A 19,875-nucleotide genomic window follows, 5' to 3' on the forward strand; every position below is an offset into this window, starting at 1 on the left:
ATTTTTTTGCCGCATGCCGGTCTATTGTCAATACAGTTCAAAAAATGATGAATCCCCGAACATGAGCAGTAAAGATCTGCGTTATCAGGCTCTGGTAAAAACCTTTTATGCCGATTTATACCGGTATGCATATTGGTTATGTCAGCACAAAGCCATCGCCGATGATTTAGTGCAGGAGACTTTTCTGCGCGCATGGAAACATCTGGACTCTCTGCTGGATGCCGGCTCTGCCAAAGGTTGGCTGGTCACCATCTTAAGGCGGGAAAATGCCAGGCGTTTTGAACGCAAACAGTTTGATTATCAGGAGATAGAACAAGACGAGCTCAGCGACCAACATTCGGGCTCACCTGAACAACTTGCCGAACAATCTCAGTTACAACAACTCATTCTCGGTCTTGATCTTGAGTACCGTGAACCGCTGGTGATGCAGGTTTTGCTTGGCATGACAGGTGAAGAAATTGCCACCACTCTGGCGTTAAATCTCAATACAGTGAACACCAGACTGTACCGCGCCCGCCACCAGCTGCGCGAACTTATCAAAAGCACAAATTTGGGGAGCCATCGCCATGGATGAACTGGAATTTCGTCGTCGTTTATTCAGTGATCCAAAAGCTGGTACCACTGAACTACAACAAGCGCTGCAGCAAGACGAAGCAAAAAAACAACTGCAACAGGAATTATTGCAGCTGGACACGCAGCTGCTACAGGCCATGCAAGTCGGGGTGCCGCATGAACTAGCCGACCGCTTAATGTTTAATCAGCAGTTGGCCGGGTTCAGGCAACAAAAACGACGCCGGCAATGGACTTATGGCATAGCGGCAGCCGTAGCACTGACGGCGGGCCTGGTGCAACTTCGCTTTGAATTTGTCCATTTTGGCAACGACCTGGGCAGTTATGCACTGGCCCATGTGTACCATGAAGCCAGTGCGCTGGTAAGCCTAAATGAACAATTACCTATGGCAACAGTTAATGCCCTGATGGCGGATTTTGCTGGCAAACTTGATGGTTTTGACGGTCAGGTACACTATGCCAGATTTTGTAATTTCCGCGGTGTGCGTGCGCTGCATCTGATCCTCAAGACGCAGGACGGTCCTGTCACTGTGTTTGTATTGCCAAAAGATCATGGCTGGCAACCTAATCAGGGTTTTGCCGACGACAATTTTCACGGACAGAGTCTGGCCCTTGCCGGCGCTGATTTGGTGCTGGTGGCGGCCAAACAACAACAGCTAACACCGCTTGCAGACAAACTGCAACAACAGTTCAGCTTTAATCCGGGACAAAGATCCTGAACCAAGGCAACTGCAACTGGTAGCATCTGTTGGTGCAATCACAGAAAAGCACTGGCTGAAACGACACCCCCTTGTTAGCATGTGCCGCCGCTCAGCCTGTTGCAGTTTTAACCCTCACTGCAACTCTGTTTAGCAAGCTGCCGGCTTTCACAGACTATCAACAATACCAATAACTCAGATGAGGTCGTTATTTTGGAAACAGGCACTATTCTCGCACTGGTGATTTATTTCGCCGCCATGCTGGCCATCGGGCTGTACGCTTATCGCCAATCAAGCAGTAATTTGTCGGAGTATATGCTGGGTGGCCGTAAGCTGGGCCCGGCCGTCACTGCTTTATCTGCAGGCGCATCCGATATGAGTGGCTGGTTGCTGATGGGCTTACCCGGCGCTTTATATGCGCTGGGCATTTCGCAAATCTGGCTTGCTGTTGGTCTGGTGATTGGCGCCTGGCTGAACTACCTGTTGCTGGCACCGCGGTTTCGGGTTTACACCGAACATGCCAAAGACTCTATCACCCTGCCCGATTATCTTGAAAACCGTTTTGCCGACCGCACCCGGATGTTACGGCTGATTTCAGCTTTGGTTATTGTGGTGTTTTTTACCCTTTACACCGCCTCTGGTGTGGTTGCCGGCGGCAAATTATTTGAGTCAGTTTTTGGGCTGGATTATTTCTGGGGTCTGGCGCTGACCGCCGGTGTGGTCATTATGTACACCTTGCTTGGTGGTTTTCTGGCGGTCAGTATGACGGACTTTGTGCAAGGCATTATTATGTTTATTGCGCTGGTGCTGGTACCAATGGCAGCACTAAATGTGGTGGGAGGCATAGGTCCAGTGCTTGATACAGTACAAAGCCTGAATCCGAACCATCTGGATATTTTCACCGGCACCAGTGTGCTGGGTGTTATTTCGTTGTTGGCCTGGGGTCTGGGTTATTTTGGCCAGCCTCACATTATCGTGCGTTTTATGGCGATCCGTTCGGTAAAAGATTTTCCGGTCGCCCGCCGTATAGGCATGTCATGGATGATCATTTCGCTTTTGGGTGCTATTGCCACCGGTTTTGTTGGTATTGCTTATATCCATCAAAGTGGTCAGACATTAAAAGACCCTGAAACTATTTTTATTCTGATGTCGCAGGTGTTGTTTCATCCTTTTGTCACCGGATTTTTATTGGCTGCACTGTTGGCTGCGGTGATGAGCACTATTTCCAGTCAATTGCTGGTGACCTCCAGCGCTCTGACCCAGGACTTCTATAAAACATTTTTAAATAAAACAGCCTCAGATAAACATCTGGTGATGATGGGACGTGTTTCGGTGTTTTTAGTGGCCATGGTCGCCATTGTGATAGCGCTGGATCGCAGCAGTTCAATTCTGAGCCTGGTGAGCAATGCCTGGGCAGGTTTTGGTGCCGCTTTTGGTCCGCTGGTACTGATGAGCCTGTACTGGCGCAGAATGAACCACTGGGGAGCGCTGGCTGGCATGATCACAGGTGCTGTCACTGTGCTGGTCTGGGTCTTCAGTCCGCTGACGATTGACGGTAAACAACTGGATGACTTTATTTATGCCATGGTACCAGGTGTTCTGTTGTCAACGCTGGCGATAGTCGTGGTCAGCCTCTGCACAAAAGCACCGGACGATAGCTTGCAGCAGGAGTTTTCCGCCATGTTGCACAAACTGAAATCTTAACACTTTCATCAGACAGCCCGCCTATTCTACAGGCGGGCTTCACTAAAATGTCAGCACGGCAAATTTTTGTTCCCTAGCAACAGAATTCTTTGCTACATTGCTTGCCAGAATACCCAGTAAGGAACTGTAGTCTGTATGTACTTTTATGCCGCCCGCCAGCCCATTCTGGACCGAGATAAAAACCTCTATGCTTATGAGTTATTGTTTCGCGACGGTCTGGAAAACGTTTTCCCGGATATTGATGGTGACGAAGCAACCTCAAGGATGATAGCCGGCAGTCAGTTTAACTTTGGTTTGGATGATTTTCTTGGTGATAAACTGGGATTTATCAATTTTACTCTCGATACCCTGTTAAAAAAATTTCCTTCGATGCTGCCAAAAGAACAAGTAGTTGTCGAAATTCTGGAAACTGTGCAGCCAGGGAAAAGACTACTGGCAGAAGTACAACATTTAAAAGAACTGGGTTATGTCATAGCACTTGACGATTATATTCATCAGCCGGTATGGCGCCATTTTTATCCCCATATCGACATTATTAAAATCGATTTTCGCAACACCACAGCTGAAGTGATTCAGGAAGTCCTGACCGCCACAGCACCTTTCCCGAATATTAAGTTGCTGGCGGAAAAAGTTGAAACCAACGAAGAGTTTCAATCAGCTTTAAAAATGGGATTCAGTTATTTTCAGGGTTATTTTTTCTCTAAACCTGAAATGTTACAAAGTAAAGCGTTGTCACCTGCCCAGATGACTTTGGCCGAATTATTGTACGAAACCTCGAAATCTGAGATGGACTTATCAAAAATCACCTCAATTTTCGAACGTGATGTAAATCTGTCTTATAAATTATTGCGTTATTCCAACTCTGCTGTATTTAAACGCCGGTCCGAAATTGAAACTATTAAACAGGCATTGGTTGTGCTGGGTCAGCTGGAATTAAAAAAATTCCTGTCGGTGCTGTTTACCGCACAAGTCAGCAGTGAAAAACCGGCTGAGCTGATGCGCCTGGCAATGACCAGGGCAAAATTTGCCGAAGGGATAGCACAAATACATCGCAAAACCGACACGGCCAAAGCCTTTTTAACCGGCATGATGTCACTGATGGACGCCATACTGGACGAGCCAATGACATCAGTGATGAGCAAGCTGCCTCTATCCAAAGATATTAAAGATGCCTTAATTGATAATCAGGGCTTACTGGCCGAATATCTGTCACTGGTGAAATGTTACGAGCAGGCGCACTGGCAGGATGCCAACAGCGCTATCGCCCGCCTGGGGCTTGAAGCAAAATCATTGCCTGATGCGTATCACGAAGCAGTGCAATGGGCCAACGAACAGATGCGGGCTCTTGGCGACAACTAGAACCCGTGCGCTGCAATAACATGGTTGCGTACTGCAAAATAAACAGCTTAAGCAAACACAAAAAACCGGTCAGAGTGCAGGCACTGACCGGTTTTTTCTTATCGACTTGTGGTGTTTTGCCACACCAGCGAAGCAGCTACCGGATGGGGTCAACACCAATCAGGCTAATAACTGACAAAACCACCAATTTTTTCCGCCAGTTTCTCGCCGATGCCCTTTACTTCCATCAGTTGTTGCTGGTTTTTAATAGGACCATTTTTTTTGATGTATTCAAGAATAGCCTGCGCTTTTTTCGCGCCTATACCTGGAATAGCTTCTAACTGCTCCTGACTGGCTTTATTAATGCTCAGTTTGCCTACAGGGGCCTCACCGCTGTTTTTACTACTTTCCTGAGCACCAACCTTGGCAACCACAGCGGAAGATTGAATTGCCAGCACCGGGTTCAGGCTGCAGGCCGCGGCAACCACAAAGGTGGCCATTAAAAGTGATTTTGCATCCATGTTACTTTCCTTGTGTGTTTAACCGGTATTACAATACGGAACTGATTCTGTTCCGACGTTGTTGGGCATATCAGCTGAATGAAACTGTCATTCAGCTATAACCCTTACAGAAGATAGACAATTAATTTTCATATATTTAACTTTTTATATACTTTTAACTTCGCATTTTTTCGTTTTTAAGATTCAGCTGCAATTAAGACTTGATGCGATAGCCTGATGTTATATTTGTCTGTGGAGGATGTTTTATGAAATATCTGGTGTTGTTATTACCGTTGATGACGGCCTGTACCAGTTATTCCCAGCAATACCGTGACCAATATCAAATGGCCACTGTGACGTCGGCACAGCCTGTTTACCGCACCATTGAAGTGCACAGACCCAAACGTGTTTGTGAAGAACGCCAGGTCGTCAAACGTCACTCAGATTCTGCAGCCCCTACTATTGTCGGTGCTATTATTGGTGGCGCTTTAGGCAATGCAATTGGCCATAACAGCTCTAATAAAAAAGTTGGGATGGCCGCAGGCGCGGTGTTAGGTGGAGCTGTCGGACATGATATAGGCCAGAAAAATGGCACAGACGTAATGCATCATGAAACTGTGTGTTATCAGGCCGGCACTGAAGTCGAATACCAAAGTGTCATTGACGGTTATCAAGTCACTTATCAACTTAACGGCCGCGAATACACCACCCTGATGGACAGAGATCCGGGGCCACAAATGCCGGTTTATGTTGAGCCTGCAACCTCGAGATAACAAAGCACACCCTCTGTCGGTGTGGCAGTTTCGCTAATAACTAACAACTCAGTTTGCTAAAAAGCAGGCCGTTTATACCGCCACAGTGCGGTTTAATGTCATAAGGAATGCACATGCGGGTATTGGTGGTAGAAGATGAAATTTTGTTGGCTGAACAGGTAAAAAACCATTTAACCCAACAACAATTCAGTGTCGATTTATCTCATGATGGCGCTGACGGATTTTTTAAACTCAGTGAATATCCATATGATCTGGCCATTATCGATATTGGTTTACCTAAGCTGGATGGACTGTCACTGATCCGCAAAGCCCGGCAACAAGATATCAAAACACCGGTGATTATTCTGACGGCTCGTGGCAGCTGGCAGGAAAAAGTACAGGGGTTGGATGCAGGTGCTGACGATTACCTGACAAAACCTTTTCATGTTGAAGAACTTCTGGCCCGTTGTAATGCACTGATCCGCCGTGCTGCCGGTCAGCCCGATCCAACGCTGAACGCGGGTCCGGTCAGCCTGAACAGCAGAACCCAGCAGGTATTTTGCAACGGTGAAGAAGTGCCGCTGACGGCTTATGAATATAAAGTCCTTGAATACTTTATGCATAACCCAACCAAAGTGGTGTCAAAAACTGAGCTGACTGAACATATTTATGATCAGGATTTTGATCTGGACAGCAACGTTATTGAGGTGTTTGTGCTGCGTTTACGCAAAAAACTCGACCCGGACGGTGAACTCAAACCGATAGAAACGCTGCGTGGCCGCGGTTATCGTTTTAATCTGGCCGTGAGCTGATGATGTTATCGTTAAAAGTCCGGCAGGCAGTGATCAGTCTGGTGCTGATGCTGTTTTTACTGCCGGTTTCATTTTTTGCGATAGAACGGGCCTTTCTGGCCCAACTGCTGACCAGCACCGAACAAAAACTCGAAGTTCATCTTTATTCATTTTTAGCCGAACTTACCTCTAAAAACGATATTCTTGAAATAAATAACAGTATTCTGCCTGCTGATTTTCTGCGCCCCGACTCAGGTACCAGTGCTTTTATTGTCAGTGAAGACAAATTGTTATGGCAATCCGATTCATCGCTGAACCAAAATTTCACACCGCCCCAACATGAAATGTTACCCGGTAAACACGAATTTGTAGCGCTGGAGCAAGAGGGTCAGGTGTATTGGACTTTGTCTTTTGCGTTGTTGTTTGACATGGGTGAACGCAGCATGCCGTTGACCATTCATATAGTACAAGACCAAAAATTGCTGGACGCACCGGTACAAAGCTTCCGCAGTACCCTGGCCCGCTGGTTTATTGGCATTGCGGCTGTGCTGCTGCTGGTGATGCTGCTGGCTTATTATTGGACCACAGAACCGCTATCGGCGCTTGACCATGAAATCAGACAAGTGGAAAGTGGCCAGCAACAACAATTAACCGGCCAGTACCCGGCAGAACTTCGAACTTTAAAAGAAGATGTGAACCTGCTGCTGGCCAGCCAGAACAGACAAAAACAACGTTACCGCCACCATTTAAGTGATTTGGCTCATGCATTAAAAACACCGGTGGCAGTGCTGAATACCTCAGCACTGGCGCAGCAACCTGAACTGCGTGAACAAATAGACCGTATCACCGCCATGATTGAACATCAGCTCAAACGCGCCAGCAGCTCCGGGCAAGATGTCTGGCAAAAACAGATACCTGTGGCTCCGGTGCTGGAGCAACTGCAAAATGCATTACTGAAAATTTACCGTGATAAAAATGTGCAGCTGACCATCGATGCTCCGGCTGGCACTATGTTCCGCGGTGACGAAACCGATTTAATGGAAATGCTCGGAAATCTGCTCGACAATGCCTTTAAAGCCTGCCAGCATCGGGTCAGGATCAGCGTCAGTCAAAAGCCGTTCCATATATCGGTCGAAGACGATGGTCCCGGGGTTCCCGCCGGCAAAACCAAAGATTTATTACATCGTGGTACCCGGCTTGATACCTATAAAGAAGGTCATGGTGTCGGTTTATCCATAGTTCATGAACTCTGTTCATCTTATTCAGGAGAACTGCAGATTGATCGCAGTGAACTTGGCGGGGCCAGATTTCAATTGAATTTTGCCGATCATCAATACTAACCAGAATCAGCCAGTTACCGGTTAATTGTGTGGATATCTATGAAAGCATTACCTATTTTTTTGTTAGCTTTATTGCCGGTTGAAGTAATGGCGGCCAGCAGTTGTGCCGACAAACGACAATTTCAGATTGAATATTCGCGTTGCCTGGACCAGGAACTGGAAAAAACTGAACGCGAGCTAAAAACTTGGGAAAACAATCACTTATTCAGGTTGCAGGAAATGGAACGCAGCACAGGCCGTGGCGATCCACTGCGGGTTTTTCAGCGTTCGCGCGATACATTTCAGAAATTCAGCCTTGATCACTGCCGCTGGCAGTATCTTGCTTTGATCCCGGACAGTCAGGCCGGCGCCGGTGTGTACAAAGAATGTATGATTGAGCAGCTGAAACAACAAACTGAAGTGATGAAGAATATCAGGTACTGATCGTTCAGACGATGCGCGCCGTATAGCATGGCGGCATCAGCCATATTCTATTTCCGAACTTTGTATAACAGGACTTTGCATGAATTTAAATAACGCTGTGATCCGGATAAAAAATCTGCGGCTGCGCACTTACATTGGTATTAAAGACGAAGAAATTAATAATAAACAGGATGTGATTATCAATGCACGCATCGAATACAGTGCGGTGCAGGCGGCTGATACCGATGACATGAGCAAAGCACTGAACTACCGCACTATCACCAAAGATATTATTCAGCTGGTTGAAAATAATCGTTTTTCGTTATTAGAGAAGCTGACGGCAGAAGTACTGGCGCTGGCATCTGCACACCCTGCGGTTCGATTTGCAGAAGTCGAAATTGATAAACCTTATGCGCTGCGTTTTGCCGATTCGGTGTCTTTGACCTTATCCGTTCATAAAAACTGAGACTGGCTATACTCATCAGGTGACAAGGCAAAGGAGCCACTGCATGCGGATTTTAGTGACGGGCGCAACGGGTCTGGTCGGCACAGCACTGGTTAATCTGTGGCAACCTCATCATCAAATTACCGTATTAAGCCGTTTTGCCGACAAAGTGTCGCAAAAATTCGGCACCACGGTCAAAGCGGTGACAACACTGCAGCAAGTTGATTTTAATCAGATAGATGTAGTGGTGAACCTAGCTGGCGAATCTATTGCAGATAAACGCTGGACTAACAGTCAAAAAACACGCATTTGCCAAAGCAGATGGCAGCTGACAGAGCAGCTGGTCAGCTGTATTCAACAAGCGACAACCCCACCCCACACTTTGTTAAATGCATCCGCTGTCGGCTTTTATGGCAGGCAGTCTGGCGAAACTATCGATGAAAGTTATCAGTCTTATTATCCGGAGTTCAGCCACGACATTTGTGCCCGTTGGGAAAATCTGGCGAACAGGGCCAATTCAGCCCAAACCAGAGTGTGTATTCTGCGGCTTGGTATTGTGCTGGCACCACGTGGCGGCGCACTGGCCAAAATGTTGCCAGCTTTTAAGCTTGGGCTGGGCGGCCGGATAGGCAGTGGTGAGCAGTATATGTCGTGGATCCATCTGGATGATGTTAGTGCGGCTTTTGACTTTTTATTGCAACACCCCGAATTAAAAGGTGTTTTTAATGCAACAGCACCTATGGCCGTGACCAATAAACAATGGACAAAACTCCTTGCTGAACGCCTGGGCAAACCCGCAATGTTGCCGGTACCCGCCATGGTGGTGCGACTGTTGTTTGGCGAAATGTCCGATATTTTGTTGTTTGGTCAGAATGTCTACCCAAAACAGCTGTTAGATGCCGGCTTTCACTTTAAATATAACCAGCTCAGAGCGGCACTACAGGCGCTGCCGCTGTAACAACCCATTTTGGCTCTGCACAAGGTGCTGTGCTGCGCATGACGTGAGGCTGCGCCTGAGATAACCAGATCGTAATATTAACAAAAAGCCTGCTATTGCAGGCTTTTTGTTATACAGGCTGAGCGCTAGCTTAGAGCCCGACGCAACAATACCGGGGTTGGTAATAACAACAAATGTCGCAACAACAACCAGCCAAGACCACAAATCAGCACCATGCCAAGACCAGGCCCTATCCACCACAAGTTAAAATGCAGCGAAAACGGCAACTGGAATAACCGCATTTGCAACACAGCAAGCAGCACTTCTGCCAGTACAGTGGCAAAAACCCCAGCCATCAGACCCAGGGCGGCAAATTCTGCCAAAACAGCCTGGCGTAAAAACACGGTTTTGGCACCCAGGGTTCGTAAAATTGCCAGCTCCTGCTCGCGTTGTTCTAAGGTTGCCTGAACCTGCGCCACCAGTACCAAGACGGCAGCGGCAAACACCAACACCAAAATGACAGTAAGTGCCAGTGAAACCTGCGCAATAATGTCGTTGATTTGCTTTAAGATATTATCAACCGACAACACAGAAATGGTTGGAAAACTGCGCGCCATCTCATTGAGCAATGCCGTTTGTTGTTTTGGCAAATAAAAAGCGGTCAGGTAAGTGGCCGGAAAATTTTGCATCAGATCCGGCGACAAAATCATAAAAAAGTTCGGCTGCAGACTATTCCAATCCACTTTCCTGAAACTGCTGACTGTTGCGGTAAATGGTTGACCGCCAACAGAAAAGCCAATTTTATCGCCAAGTTGCAGTGCCAGCCGTTCCGCCAGTTTTTCTTCTACAGATACCTGAGCTTTGTCCGCAGTGCCAAACCAGGCGCCAGCGACTATGTCATTATTGGCCGGTAAAGTTGTCAGCCAGGTCAGATTTAATTCACGCCCTATACCTTCCCTTTTTACCCGGTTATCTGCTGTTGTTTGTTCCATGTTTCGCTTGGCCGATTCCCCGCCGCCCGCAGCGTCGGCCTGCTGTTCGCCTTTTTGCCGCTCTGCATCATTTTGGCTTTCCGGATCTGCCAGGGTTTCATTATTGACCGTCAACACCCGGCCTGACACCATCGGATAAAAGTCACCGGCTTTGAGCTGATTTTGTTGCAACAAACCAATGATCTGCGGTTTTTCCGTTTCGGTGATGTTGACCAGAAACTGATTGGGCGCACCTGCCGGCACTTGTTGTTGCCACTGCGAAATCAGCTCAGCACGCAGGAAATACAATATCAAAGTTAAAAATAACGCCAGACTAAAAGTGATCAACTGAAAACTGTTGGGCCATAATCTGCGGCGCAAATTGGCAAGTGCCAGTTTTAATGCGCTGCTTTGCCCTGCTGCCATAGGTTTGGCCACCCGCACCAGTACCGCAGCCATGCCCAGCAACAAGGCGGCAAATGCCAGACAAAGCAAAAACAGCCAACTTGATAACCACCAGTCACCACTAAACAGCCACATCAACAACCAGATGGCCAGACCACCGGTAACCAGCTGCCATATATCCAGCTGAAAACTCTGACCACGCTGCCGCAATACATTCAAAGCCGGCACTGCGGCCAGCCGCCAGATGGGCCTGGCCGAAAACAAAGTTGCACAGATCAATCCGGTTAAAGCACCAAGCCACAAAGGCCTGACACTGAACTCAGGCCGGTAGTCACCAAGCCAGACTTCAATAAACCACTGAGCACCTGAACTTGCCAGCTGCCCAAGCAACAGCCCAATCCCTATACTAAACACACTGACCATCGCCAGATGACTGGCATAAATGCGCCTTGCCATGGCGGTGGTTACACCCAGTGCTTTAATCACAGCAACCGCCATCTGATGGCGTTGGCTATATTGGCTGGCAGCCACTGCAGCCGCACAAGCTGCCAGCACTATGCCCAATAAACCGGCCAATAATAAAAACTTTTCCGCTCGGTCAAGCGCTGAGCCCACTGCAGATTCTCTGTCCAGACTCTGCCAGCGATCGTGCACCGTCAGCATAGGTTTTACCTGCAGCTCCAGCGTTTTGAGGGCAGCGCTGTCTCCGGCAAACTGATAACGATAACCAATGCGGCTGCCCGGCTGCACTATTTGAGTCGCAGCAACATCGTCCACATGCATCAATAACCTTGGTGCATTGCCAAATACACTTAAGGGTGCATCAGGCTCTTCGGCAATAATACCAGCCACCACAAAACGACTGACGCCCAGCTCCAGCGTGTCGCCAACCCTGATATTCAGCAGCTGCAATAAACGGGGTTCCAGAAACACTTGCTGTGCACTGATGCTCTTTAATAGCGTTGCATCAGGCTGTTCTGAAGTTTTTAACAATAAATTGCCCCGCAGCGGGTAACTTTCTGACACAGCTTTGACACTGACCAGTTGCATCAGGTCGCCGGCAAACACCATGGTGCTGAACTGCATTTGTTTGGCGGTTGTGAGTCCAAGCGTATCGGCGGTACGGAAAATCTCTTCGTTAAAAGGCAAACTGGAGCGCAGAATTTTATCCGCCGCAATAAAGTTACTGCTGCGTTGTGATAGCGCTGAACGTACACTTTCAGTAATGCCGGTTAAGCTCACCACAGTAAAAACGGCCAGACATAAGGCAAAAGCAATTACCCATAGCTCACCACGGCGCAGTTCACGCCAGAACAGCCGCGCGGCAATATTAAGCCACATCACTGACCTCCGGCTGTTGTTCTGACAGCTCACCGGCATGCATATTAAGCTGACGTTGGCAACGTTTTGCTAACTGCGGATTGTGGGTGACCAAAACCAAAGTTGTGCCCTGCTGTTCATTCAGCGCAAATAACAAATCTTCAATTTTGGCGCCTGTGGCGGCATCAAGGTTAGCCGAAGGTTCATCGGCAAATAAAATGGCGGGTTCTGTGATAAAAGCACGGGCTATAGCCACTCGTTGTTGTTCACCACCAGAGAGCTGACTGGGGTAAAAATCTGCTCTTGCTGTTAAACCAACATCGGCCAACAGCTTACGCCCCCTCGCTGTTGCGTCTTTAATTCCGGCAAGTTCTGCCGGCAAAGTTACGTTTTCCAGTGCGGTTAAGCTTGGCAATAATAAAAAAGACTGAAATACAAAACCAACTTCCCTGGCGCGCAGTTGTGCTCTGGCATCATCATCTAATTGATGCAATGGCTGACCTGCCAGATACACCTCACCACTGCTGGCAGTATCTAATCCAGCCAGAATGCCTAATAACGTTGATTTGCCAGAGCCCGAAGCACCAACCACAGCCACAGTTTCACCACTGTTGATTGTTAGGTTGACTTGCTGCAGGATAGTCAGCCTGGCATCGGGCAGCTGAACTTCTTTGCTTAAGGCTTTAGCCTGAATATCAATCTTAGGTAGTAATGACATGAGAGTTTTTTTCACCATCTTATTGGCCTGCTGCACTTTGTTCGTACAGGCACAACCACAAAAATTATTGGTCCTTGGCGATAGTCTCAGTGCCGGCTACGGCATGACACAACAACAAGGCTGGGTACATTTACTACAGCAGCAACAAAACCACTGGCAGCTGATTAATGCCAGTATCAGCGGCGAAACCACAGCTGGCGGTTTAGCCAGATTACCCGAATTATTAAAAACACATCAACCTGATGCGGTGTTGATTGAACTGGGTGGCAACGATGGCTTGCGTGGTTTTCCGGTAGCACAACTGGAAAAAAACCTCAGTGCCATCATTCGCCTTGTTCAACAACAACAGGCAAAAGCTATACTGATGCAGATACGGATCCCACCGAACTATGGCCCACGTTACAATAAGTTATTTGTCGATTTATATCCGGCATTGGCCGAAAAACATCAGGTGCATTATTGGCCGTTTTTTATGGATCAGATTGCCACAGATCCCAGTTTGATGCTGAGTGACGGTATCCATCCCAACGAAAAAGCACAGCCGATTATCCGCGATTTTATCTTGCCTTTGCTGTTGAAATTGTAAGGAAATATCCTGAAGCCTTTGTAGCTCACGCTGCAACGGCTAAAAGGCTGGTTATGAAATGGAAAGCCAATAAGCCAATAAGCCAATAAGCCAATAAGCCAATAAGCCAATAAGCCAATAAGCCAATAAGCCAATAAGCCAATAAGCCAAATTATTGTGAGTGTGATTTAACTTACAAGGAAAATTACGGAGTTTGGTGGAGCTAAGCGGGATCGAACCGCTGACCTCTTGCATGCCATGCAAGCGCTCTCCCAGCTGAGCTATAGCCCCATCGAGACTGCTGCCAACTGGATTGAGGCAACAAGATGGTACAACTGAAGAATGTCCTAAGTGGCGTCCCTTAGGGGATTCGAACCCCTGTTACCGCCGTGAAAGGGCGGTGTCCTAGGCCTCTAGACGAAAGGGACATCCCAGGATTTGATAGCAGCGTGGCGTCCCTTAGGGGATTCGAACCCCTGTTACCGCCGTGAAAGGGCGGTGTCCTAGGCCTCTAGACGAAAGGGACACAGTGCTGTTATCGGGTGAATGTATTGGCGTCCCTTAGGGGATTCGAACCCCTGTTACCGCCGTGAAAGGGCGGTGTCCTAGGCCTCTAGACGAAAGGGACCCGCGGATACATTCGTGTCTTGTGTTTACTTGGCGTCCCTTAGGGGATTCGAACCCCTGTTACCGCCGTGAAAGGGCGGTGTCCTAGGCCTCTAGACGAAAGGGACACATCGTAAAATTTGGTGGAGCTAAGCGGGATCGAACCGCTGACCTCTTGCATGCCATGCAAGCGCTCTCCCAGCTGAGCTATAGCCCCACACCATATTGTAAGCGCACATTTAATTACTTAACTGCGTTGCTTCACAAGACGAGGCGCATTCTATGAGGCATACCTATGTGTGTCAATACTTTTTTCCAAGGCTGAATCTGTTCGGATGTTTTTTAGGCATGACGGCGAAAATGCGCGCGAAAACAGTAGCATCGGTGCATTTTTCACAGCTGATATCCCGCAGCAACAGCAGACAAATTTGCCGGATTTTCGCCCTGTTGTGGTATGATTCTGCTGCTTTTATTTGTGTCATTTCACAGCTGAACTTTATAAACTGCCGCAACTTTAGGGATAAATACTGATGTACGAAGCGTATTACGGATTTCACGACCGGCCTTTTCAACTCACGCCAAATCCGCAATGGTTTTATGCCAGTAAGTTGCATAAACGCGCCCTCGCCTATTTGCAATATGGTTTAAGTCAGGGTGAAGGTTTTATTGTGATTACAGGAGATGTTGGCACAGGCAAAACCACTATTGCCAATCAGTTGCTTGGCAAACTGGATCATCAGCGGATAATTGCCAGACAAATTGTCAGCTCTAAACTCAGCCCCGATGATTTATTACGAATGATAGCTTCGGTGTTTCAGCTTAGTGTCAAAGACAATAATAAAGCAGCTTATCTCGAAGCCATCTCAATTTACTTAACGCAGTTACATCAGCAGAATAAAAGAGCTTTGCTGATTGTCGATGAAGCACAAAATTTGCCATTGGAATCAGTGGAAGAGCTGCGTATGTTGTCGAATTTCCAGCTTGCAGGCAAACCGCTGCTGCAAAGTTTTCTGCTGGGGCAAAATGAGCTGAACGCCATTATTCAATCTCCTCATATGGAACAGTTCCGGCAACGTATTATTGCCTCTTCCAATTTATCGGCTTTAACTCCTGAAGATTGTCAGGCTTATATTGAATACCGGATTGTGCAGGCTGGTGTGAACCGCGCCTTGCTTGAGGCAGCTTGTTTTCCATTGATTTATCAGTTTAGTCAGGGTATTCCGCGCAAAATTAATAATCTGATGGACAGAGTGTTACTTTTTGGATTTTTAGAAGATAAAACCCTGCTGTCAGCACAAGACATTCAGGAAGTTATTAAAGAAATCCGGGGTGAAGTGGCGCAACAAACGCCGGTGCAAAGTGAAGTGCCTGCGCCTGCGCCAACAACAGCGCCAGCAGTAGCTAACAGCCTGAACCCATATCATGCCATGTTAAGTGAACTGTCTGGCCTGCTGGATAATTCGTTAGAACATAAAATAAAAATGGCCAAAGAACTCGATATTCTGATCAATCAGCAGCATCAGCAGGTGATTAAAAAACTTGATAAAGATGACAACTGACACAAAGGCAGATACAGAAACAGCAAAAAGGCAGCCGAAGCTGCCTTTTTTGCACCAGAATCACTGATTTAAAATGTAAATTTGATATCAAATGACAAGCGGTCTTCCTGATAATCCAGCTCCCGCCCTTCAAAATCAATTTCTGTATGTCTGGCAGTCAATCCGGCCGTTAATTTTTCATTAATCTGACGGTTAAAACTCAACGAATTACTGGCCTGCGTGCCTTGTCTGTTGCCAAAACTATTGCTAAGGCCTGTTTCGCCTTCAAATTTGATTTTTGAATAAGAAGAAGTGGCTGCAATACTATTTCGTTTTGACAACTGCCAGTTAGCGTTGACAGAAGCATTTCTGTCTTGTGATTCAGCGTCCTGTTCCAGGTAAATATCTCTGCGTTCACCGAGCTGCAACTGCAGCTTTAACCGGCTGAAATCATAACCTATGGTGTAATTTACCGAGCGTCTGACCACCAGCGCATCACTTAAGTCTTCACCTGGCAGCTGAATATTAAAATAACGCTCGCCGGGTTGCGGCCGGTATTGGGCAGTTGGTGGCTGAAAACAGCTTGCAAGACCCGGAGCAACACCGGGCGGACACACAAATAAACCAAAGTCTGCATCACCGGCATTAAGTGCCAGCAAAGAATTTACGCTGTCGGACACCCGTACTGCCATCGTCAGGTGTTTCAGACTGTAACTGCCGGAAAGCTCAGCTGTACGGCCAAAAAAACGACGGTCAAGGCTACCGGTTAACTTAGTACGGCGCGACGGCTGAAAATTAAACTGGGTGCCGATATATTCGCTTTCACCCTGAAAGTTATTAATTTTATTGTACGTCAGGTTCCACCAGGAACGGTCGGAGATATTCCACTCAAAACCGCCGCCAACACTTTGATAACTGCGGTAATTGGCAAACTGGGAATTTACTTGCCCTAAATTACTGTTACTTTCATAACTGCCCTGCGCTATCATCGCCACCCGCCAGAAAAACGGCACACCAATAACACCATTACCGCGTCGGCTGTACAAGTCCTCACCAAATTCCCGGCTGGTTTTCTGGCCGTTAGCCCTGAAACCATAAAAAAACTTACTGGCTCTGTTTTTTGACTTAATTTCGGCGCTGCCCGTTAAGGTCTGATTGTCCAGTGCAACATCGGCAAAAGGGTCGTCATTAAAAACTGCAGAGACACTTTTATCTGTACTGGCTTGTGCCGCATTTACATCAAAAAATGCATTCAGCCAGTTGTAGCGGTCAAATTGATAACCTGCCCCAGCCTCTCGGGTCTGAACTTTTGCCATATCACCGCTGGCGGTAATTTCATCAACATAACGGGATAAGTTTGAACTTGCAGCCCGATATGACTGACCTGCACCAAATCTCAGCGTAAGGTCATCACGCCAGAAATTTGCTCTGTTGGTCAGGCGAAAATCGGTATAACTTTCGTTATCCCTTTGTTCATCACGATAAATAACAGCTTTTTGTTCAATATTCAGCGCTGACTGCAACCAGGAATTGTCGTAAGTCAGACTGACACCGGGAGCCAGCGTCTGCGCCAGCCCTCTGTCAGCGTCATTATTGTCAGCAAGTTTCAGCCGGTAAGCGTGGGTCTCGAGCGCCAGCGTTGGGATCACTTCCACAGCACAGAGCGCAGGGGTGCTCAACAACAATAAGGGCCATGTCAATACGCCACCTATGCCAGCTGAACGCACTTTGTTATTCCGCATAATATCCATAACCGTAGCCATATCCTTTATCGCGACTGTAATATGCTTTATTGATCACAAAACCCACGGCCAACTCTTTTGGCAGCAAACTTAACGCTTTGTCCAGTTCGTGCAACTTGGTTTTGTTTTCTTCCAGCACCACAACGGCCTGCCCACACATTGCAGCCATCACACAAGTTTCGTTGACGCCAAGCAAAGGTGGCGCATCAAAAATAACAATCCGGTCCGGATAACGGGAAGCAAATTCCTGCACCAGTTCAATCATCTTGTCGCTGGCCAATAACTCAGTAGATAAATGATGGGGTTTACCTGCGGTGATAATTTTCAGACGTTCAACATTAGTGCTGTACATAATGTCCGAAACATCAACATCATTGGAACTCAGATAATCGGTTAAACCCAGCTGAGTCGAAATTTCCAGTGTACGGGAGACATTCGGCCGCAACACATCAGCATCCACCAACAAAACAGTTTTATCTTGCTCCAGCGCAATACTCAGCGCCAGATTCACTGAGGTAAAGGTTTTTCCTTCACCCGGCCTGCTGCTGGTGACCAGAATAAGATTCGGATGATTTAACGTTTTGCTTAAACTGCCAAAAGCGTTGTTGATAAGCTTGCGTTTGATCACGCGGAACTCTTCATAAATCAACCGGCGCTCGGTTGCCATCGACACAAAATTCCGCTCGCTCAGACTGGCCAAATCTATTTCTAACATCAGTCTTGGCGCCGCCGGCTCTGCTGCAGCTTCTGAAGTTTTGTCGTCAGCAACAGCTTTGGCTGTTTCATTGGTCTGAACGGCATCATGCACCTGAGCCGCTGATTCTTGCGCTTGCGCGGCCTGCTCTGTGCTTTCAGCGACAGGTTCGGCTGTTGCTGGACTCATAGCGCCCAGTTTATCCAGGGCTTTTTCTATAGTGCTCATAACAACCGTCCCAATAATTGTTTGGCGGTAAAACCAAAAATCATTTCATTTGTGATCAACAGACAATAACTGAATAACAACATGCCGCTGAGTCCGAGAAAATACACCAGATGTTTTTTATTTTGCCGCAGCAACGCCGCTTTTTGCGTATGCGATACCAGACCAAAAACCGGGAAATCAGAAATGGTTTTTAACTGCAACGCACTGGTTACCACAGGTTGTAACTGGCTACGGACAAAAGCCATAAAGATACCTGCAGCAATACCACCAAATAACACCAGGGTGTAAAACAACACTCTTGGTGGTCCTGATGGTTTCATAGGTACATGAGGAGGTTCAATAATCTTAAACTGAACATCTTGTTGTGATTCATCAGCTTTTTGCGACAAATCAATCGCTTCGCGCCTGCTTAACAGTTCTTCGTATTTACCTTTGGTAATTTCGTAGTCGCGGTTTAAGCCGGTGAATTTCGCTTCAATATCCGGAATGGTATTACGTTGTGACTCAAGCTGAGCCAGTTTTTCGCTGTAATTACGAACCCGGACGCTGACAGAAGCCATTTCATTTTCCAGCCGTGCAACATTCAGCTTCAGCTCCTGATAAACCTGATTCTGATTCAGATTACTGCTGGCGCCCGGAGATGCGACTGAAGCTTGTTCAAGTTGCGCAATATCGGCGTTACGCAGTTCCTGCAAGCTTTCGATCAGTTTTTTGGTTTCAATCACATCCGGATGCGCTTCAGTGTAACGGATCAATAATGCATCCATTTGGTTCTGCAAAGCGCGGATCCGCTCGTCATACTGCGAGCTGAAACCTGCTGGTGCGCCTGTGCTGTAATCAAACATCACCGGGTCTTCACCTTCAAGTTGCCGGCGGGCAGAGGCTAATTGCCCTTCAAGCTCACGCATTTGCAGTTGAGCTTCGTCCAGACGTTGTTTTTCAGCCTCTATACGGCCATAAAAACCCTGATCTGCCGTAGGTCCGGTTAACAGCTCATTTTTCTTAAACTCAGACAAACGGGCTTCCGCTTCTTCCAAACGGCGCTCGTAATCTTTAATTTGACTGTCGAGAAACTCTGCCGTCTTTTTGTTATCCGCGGCAGCGTTCCCTACCCGGCTTTCAACAAAAATATTGAGCGTTTCCTGCACCAGACGTTTTGCCAACTGTGGGGAAGCATTTGCATAAGAAATAACATAGATATTTTCGCGGCCGGCAGAAGACAACTTAATGTTTTTCTGCAGCGCATCTATCAGATTTTCATAAGACTGACGGTCAGACACTGTGACGTCCAAATCTGTTGCCATGGCAATTTTTTCCAGATTTGGCCGGCTCAATAAGGTTCTGGCCATTAGTTGAATTTCTTCGTCAGGATTAGTTCTGATGGTCAGGCCCTGCAATGCAGGGTCCAGGATAGAACGGGTTTCTACATATAACTTGGTATTGGCTTCGTAAGTTGGTGGCATATTAAACACCACTAACCAACCAATAGGGCAGATAACCCAAGCCGTGATAACGATATACCGACGCCTTAACCAAACTCCCTGTAAATAGATAAGCAACATTTCTATTGCAAGGTTTAATTCCTTCATCGAACTACTCCAGCGACTACTA

Annotated in this window: 18 protein-coding genes and 6 tRNA genes; 12 read left to right on the forward strand and 12 right to left on the reverse strand. The window is 47.3% G+C overall.

Annotated features, from left to right (window positions below; all coding sequences use genetic code 11):
• Positions 1-13 precede the first annotated feature (13 nt).
• From RCH83_RS03130 to RCH83_RS03145, 4 genes are all read left to right on the forward strand, one after another.
• Complete coding sequence (locus RCH83_RS03130; protein ID WP_306518940.1) at positions 14-574, forward strand: sigma-70 family RNA polymerase sigma factor; 561 nt, start codon at positions 14-16, stop codon at positions 572-574.
• A complete protein-coding gene (locus RCH83_RS03135) occupies positions 567-1,289 on the forward strand; it encodes a DUF3379 family protein (protein ID WP_306518942.1) in 723 nt (240 codons plus the stop codon). The genes RCH83_RS03130 and RCH83_RS03135 overlap by 8 nt, the downstream gene beginning before the upstream one ends.
• Before the next feature lie 192 nt (positions 1,290-1,481).
• Positions 1,482-2,972, forward strand: a complete 1,491-nt coding sequence (gene putP / locus RCH83_RS03140) for a sodium/proline symporter PutP (RefSeq protein ID WP_306518944.1) — start codon at positions 1,482-1,484, stop codon at positions 2,970-2,972.
• Between the two features lie 135 nt (positions 2,973-3,107).
• A complete protein-coding gene (locus tag RCH83_RS03145) occupies positions 3,108-4,331 on the forward strand; it encodes an EAL and HDOD domain-containing protein (RefSeq protein ID WP_306518946.1) in 1,224 nt (407 codons plus the stop codon).
• A 164-nt stretch (positions 4,332-4,495) separates the two neighbouring features.
• Here RCH83_RS03145 and RCH83_RS03150 read toward each other — a convergent pair whose 3' ends face one another.
• A complete protein-coding gene (locus RCH83_RS03150; protein ID WP_306518948.1) occupies positions 4,496-4,831 on the reverse strand; it encodes a helix-hairpin-helix domain-containing protein in 336 nt (111 codons plus the stop codon).
• Between the two features lie 245 nt (positions 4,832-5,076).
• Between RCH83_RS03150 and RCH83_RS03155 the strand changes: the two genes are divergently transcribed.
• From RCH83_RS03155 to RCH83_RS03180, 6 genes are all read left to right on the forward strand, one after another.
• Complete coding sequence (locus RCH83_RS03155; RefSeq protein WP_306518950.1) at positions 5,077-5,583, forward strand: glycine zipper 2TM domain-containing protein; 507 nt, start codon at positions 5,077-5,079, stop codon at positions 5,581-5,583.
• 113 nt (positions 5,584-5,696) lie between these two features.
• Positions 5,697-6,374, forward strand: coding sequence for a response regulator transcription factor (locus tag RCH83_RS03160; RefSeq protein WP_306518952.1), 678 nt, complete (start codon positions 5,697-5,699; stop codon positions 6,372-6,374).
• Entirely contained in the window at positions 6,374-7,693 is a 1,320-nt protein-coding gene (locus RCH83_RS03165; RefSeq protein ID WP_306518954.1) for an ATP-binding protein, read from the forward strand. Before RCH83_RS03160 ends, RCH83_RS03165 begins: the two co-directional genes overlap by 1 nt.
• A gap of 39 nt (positions 7,694-7,732) precedes the next feature.
• Positions 7,733-8,116: a lysozyme inhibitor LprI family protein gene (locus RCH83_RS03170; RefSeq protein WP_306518956.1), complete on the forward strand. Its 384-nt coding sequence runs from the start codon at positions 7,733-7,735 to the stop codon at positions 8,114-8,116.
• Positions 8,117-8,195: 79 nt separating this feature from the next.
• Entirely contained in the window at positions 8,196-8,561 is a 366-nt protein-coding gene (gene folX / locus RCH83_RS03175; RefSeq protein WP_306518958.1) for a dihydroneopterin triphosphate 2'-epimerase, read from the forward strand.
• Between the two features lie 43 nt (positions 8,562-8,604).
• The gene (locus RCH83_RS03180) at positions 8,605-9,498 is read left to right on the forward strand and encodes a TIGR01777 family oxidoreductase (protein WP_306518960.1); all 894 of its coding nucleotides are present in this window, start codon (positions 8,605-8,607) and stop codon (positions 9,496-9,498) included.
• A 125-nt stretch (positions 9,499-9,623) separates the two neighbouring features.
• Here the strand turns inward: RCH83_RS03180 and RCH83_RS03185 are convergent, their stop codons facing one another.
• Both RCH83_RS03185 and RCH83_RS03190 read right to left on the reverse strand, forming a co-directional pair.
• A complete protein-coding gene (locus RCH83_RS03185) occupies positions 9,624-12,194 on the reverse strand; it encodes an ABC transporter permease (RefSeq protein ID WP_306518962.1) in 2,571 nt (856 codons plus the stop codon).
• On the reverse strand, positions 12,184-12,891 hold the full coding sequence (locus RCH83_RS03190; RefSeq protein ID WP_306518964.1) for an ABC transporter ATP-binding protein: 708 nt from the start codon (positions 12,889-12,891) through the stop codon (positions 12,184-12,186). Before RCH83_RS03190 ends, RCH83_RS03185 begins: the two co-directional genes overlap by 11 nt.
• On the opposite strand from RCH83_RS03190, the gene RCH83_RS03195 reads away from it, so the two are divergent.
• Positions 12,890-13,477 (forward strand): arylesterase, encoded by a 588-nt coding sequence (locus tag RCH83_RS03195; protein ID WP_306518966.1) that lies wholly within the window; start codon positions 12,890-12,892, stop codon positions 13,475-13,477. The genes RCH83_RS03190 and RCH83_RS03195 overlap by 2 nt on opposite strands.
• Positions 13,478-13,671: 194 nt before the next feature.
• On the opposite strand, the gene RCH83_RS03200 is transcribed toward RCH83_RS03195, so the two are convergent.
• The 6 genes from RCH83_RS03200 to RCH83_RS03225 form a co-directional block, all read right to left on the reverse strand.
• Positions 13,672-13,747: transfer RNA gene (locus RCH83_RS03200), tRNA-Ala, on the reverse strand.
• Between the two features lie 61 nt (positions 13,748-13,808).
• A tRNA-Glu gene (locus RCH83_RS03205) sits at positions 13,809-13,884 on the reverse strand.
• Positions 13,885-13,906: 22 nt separating this feature from the next.
• Positions 13,907-13,982, reverse strand: a tRNA-Glu gene (locus RCH83_RS03210).
• Positions 13,983-14,008: 26 nt separating this feature from the next.
• Positions 14,009-14,084: transfer RNA gene (locus tag RCH83_RS03215), tRNA-Glu, on the reverse strand.
• Between the two features lie 30 nt (positions 14,085-14,114).
• Positions 14,115-14,190, reverse strand: a tRNA-Glu gene (locus RCH83_RS03220).
• A gap of 13 nt (positions 14,191-14,203) precedes the next feature.
• A tRNA-Ala gene (locus tag RCH83_RS03225) sits at positions 14,204-14,279 on the reverse strand.
• 313 nt (positions 14,280-14,592) lie between these two features.
• On the opposite strand from RCH83_RS03225, the gene RCH83_RS03230 reads away from it, so the two are divergent.
• Positions 14,593-15,621: an XrtA/PEP-CTERM system-associated ATPase gene (locus tag RCH83_RS03230; RefSeq protein WP_306518968.1), complete on the forward strand. Its 1,029-nt coding sequence runs from the start codon at positions 14,593-14,595 to the stop codon at positions 15,619-15,621.
• 68 nt (positions 15,622-15,689) lie between these two features.
• On the opposite strand, the gene RCH83_RS03235 is transcribed toward RCH83_RS03230, so the two are convergent.
• The 3 genes from RCH83_RS03235 to RCH83_RS03245 are packed head-to-tail and all read right to left on the reverse strand — an operon-like array spanning position 15,690 to position 19,853.
• Positions 15,690-17,351: a hypothetical protein gene (locus RCH83_RS03235; protein ID WP_306518970.1), complete on the reverse strand. Its 1,662-nt coding sequence runs from the start codon at positions 17,349-17,351 to the stop codon at positions 15,690-15,692.
• On the reverse strand, positions 17,332-18,264 hold the full coding sequence (locus RCH83_RS03240) for an XrtA-associated tyrosine autokinase (protein WP_306518972.1): 933 nt from the start codon (positions 18,262-18,264) through the stop codon (positions 17,332-17,334). Before RCH83_RS03240 ends, RCH83_RS03235 begins: the two co-directional genes overlap by 20 nt.
• A complete protein-coding gene (locus RCH83_RS03245) occupies positions 18,261-19,853 on the reverse strand; it encodes an XrtA system polysaccharide chain length determinant (protein WP_306518974.1) in 1,593 nt (530 codons plus the stop codon). Before RCH83_RS03245 ends, RCH83_RS03240 begins: the two co-directional genes overlap by 4 nt.
• Between the last annotated feature and the right edge of the window lie 22 nt (positions 19,854-19,875).

Source organism: Rheinheimera sp. (genome assembly GCF_030824435.1).
Taxonomy (GTDB): Bacteria; Pseudomonadota; Gammaproteobacteria; order Enterobacterales; family Alteromonadaceae; genus Pararheinheimera.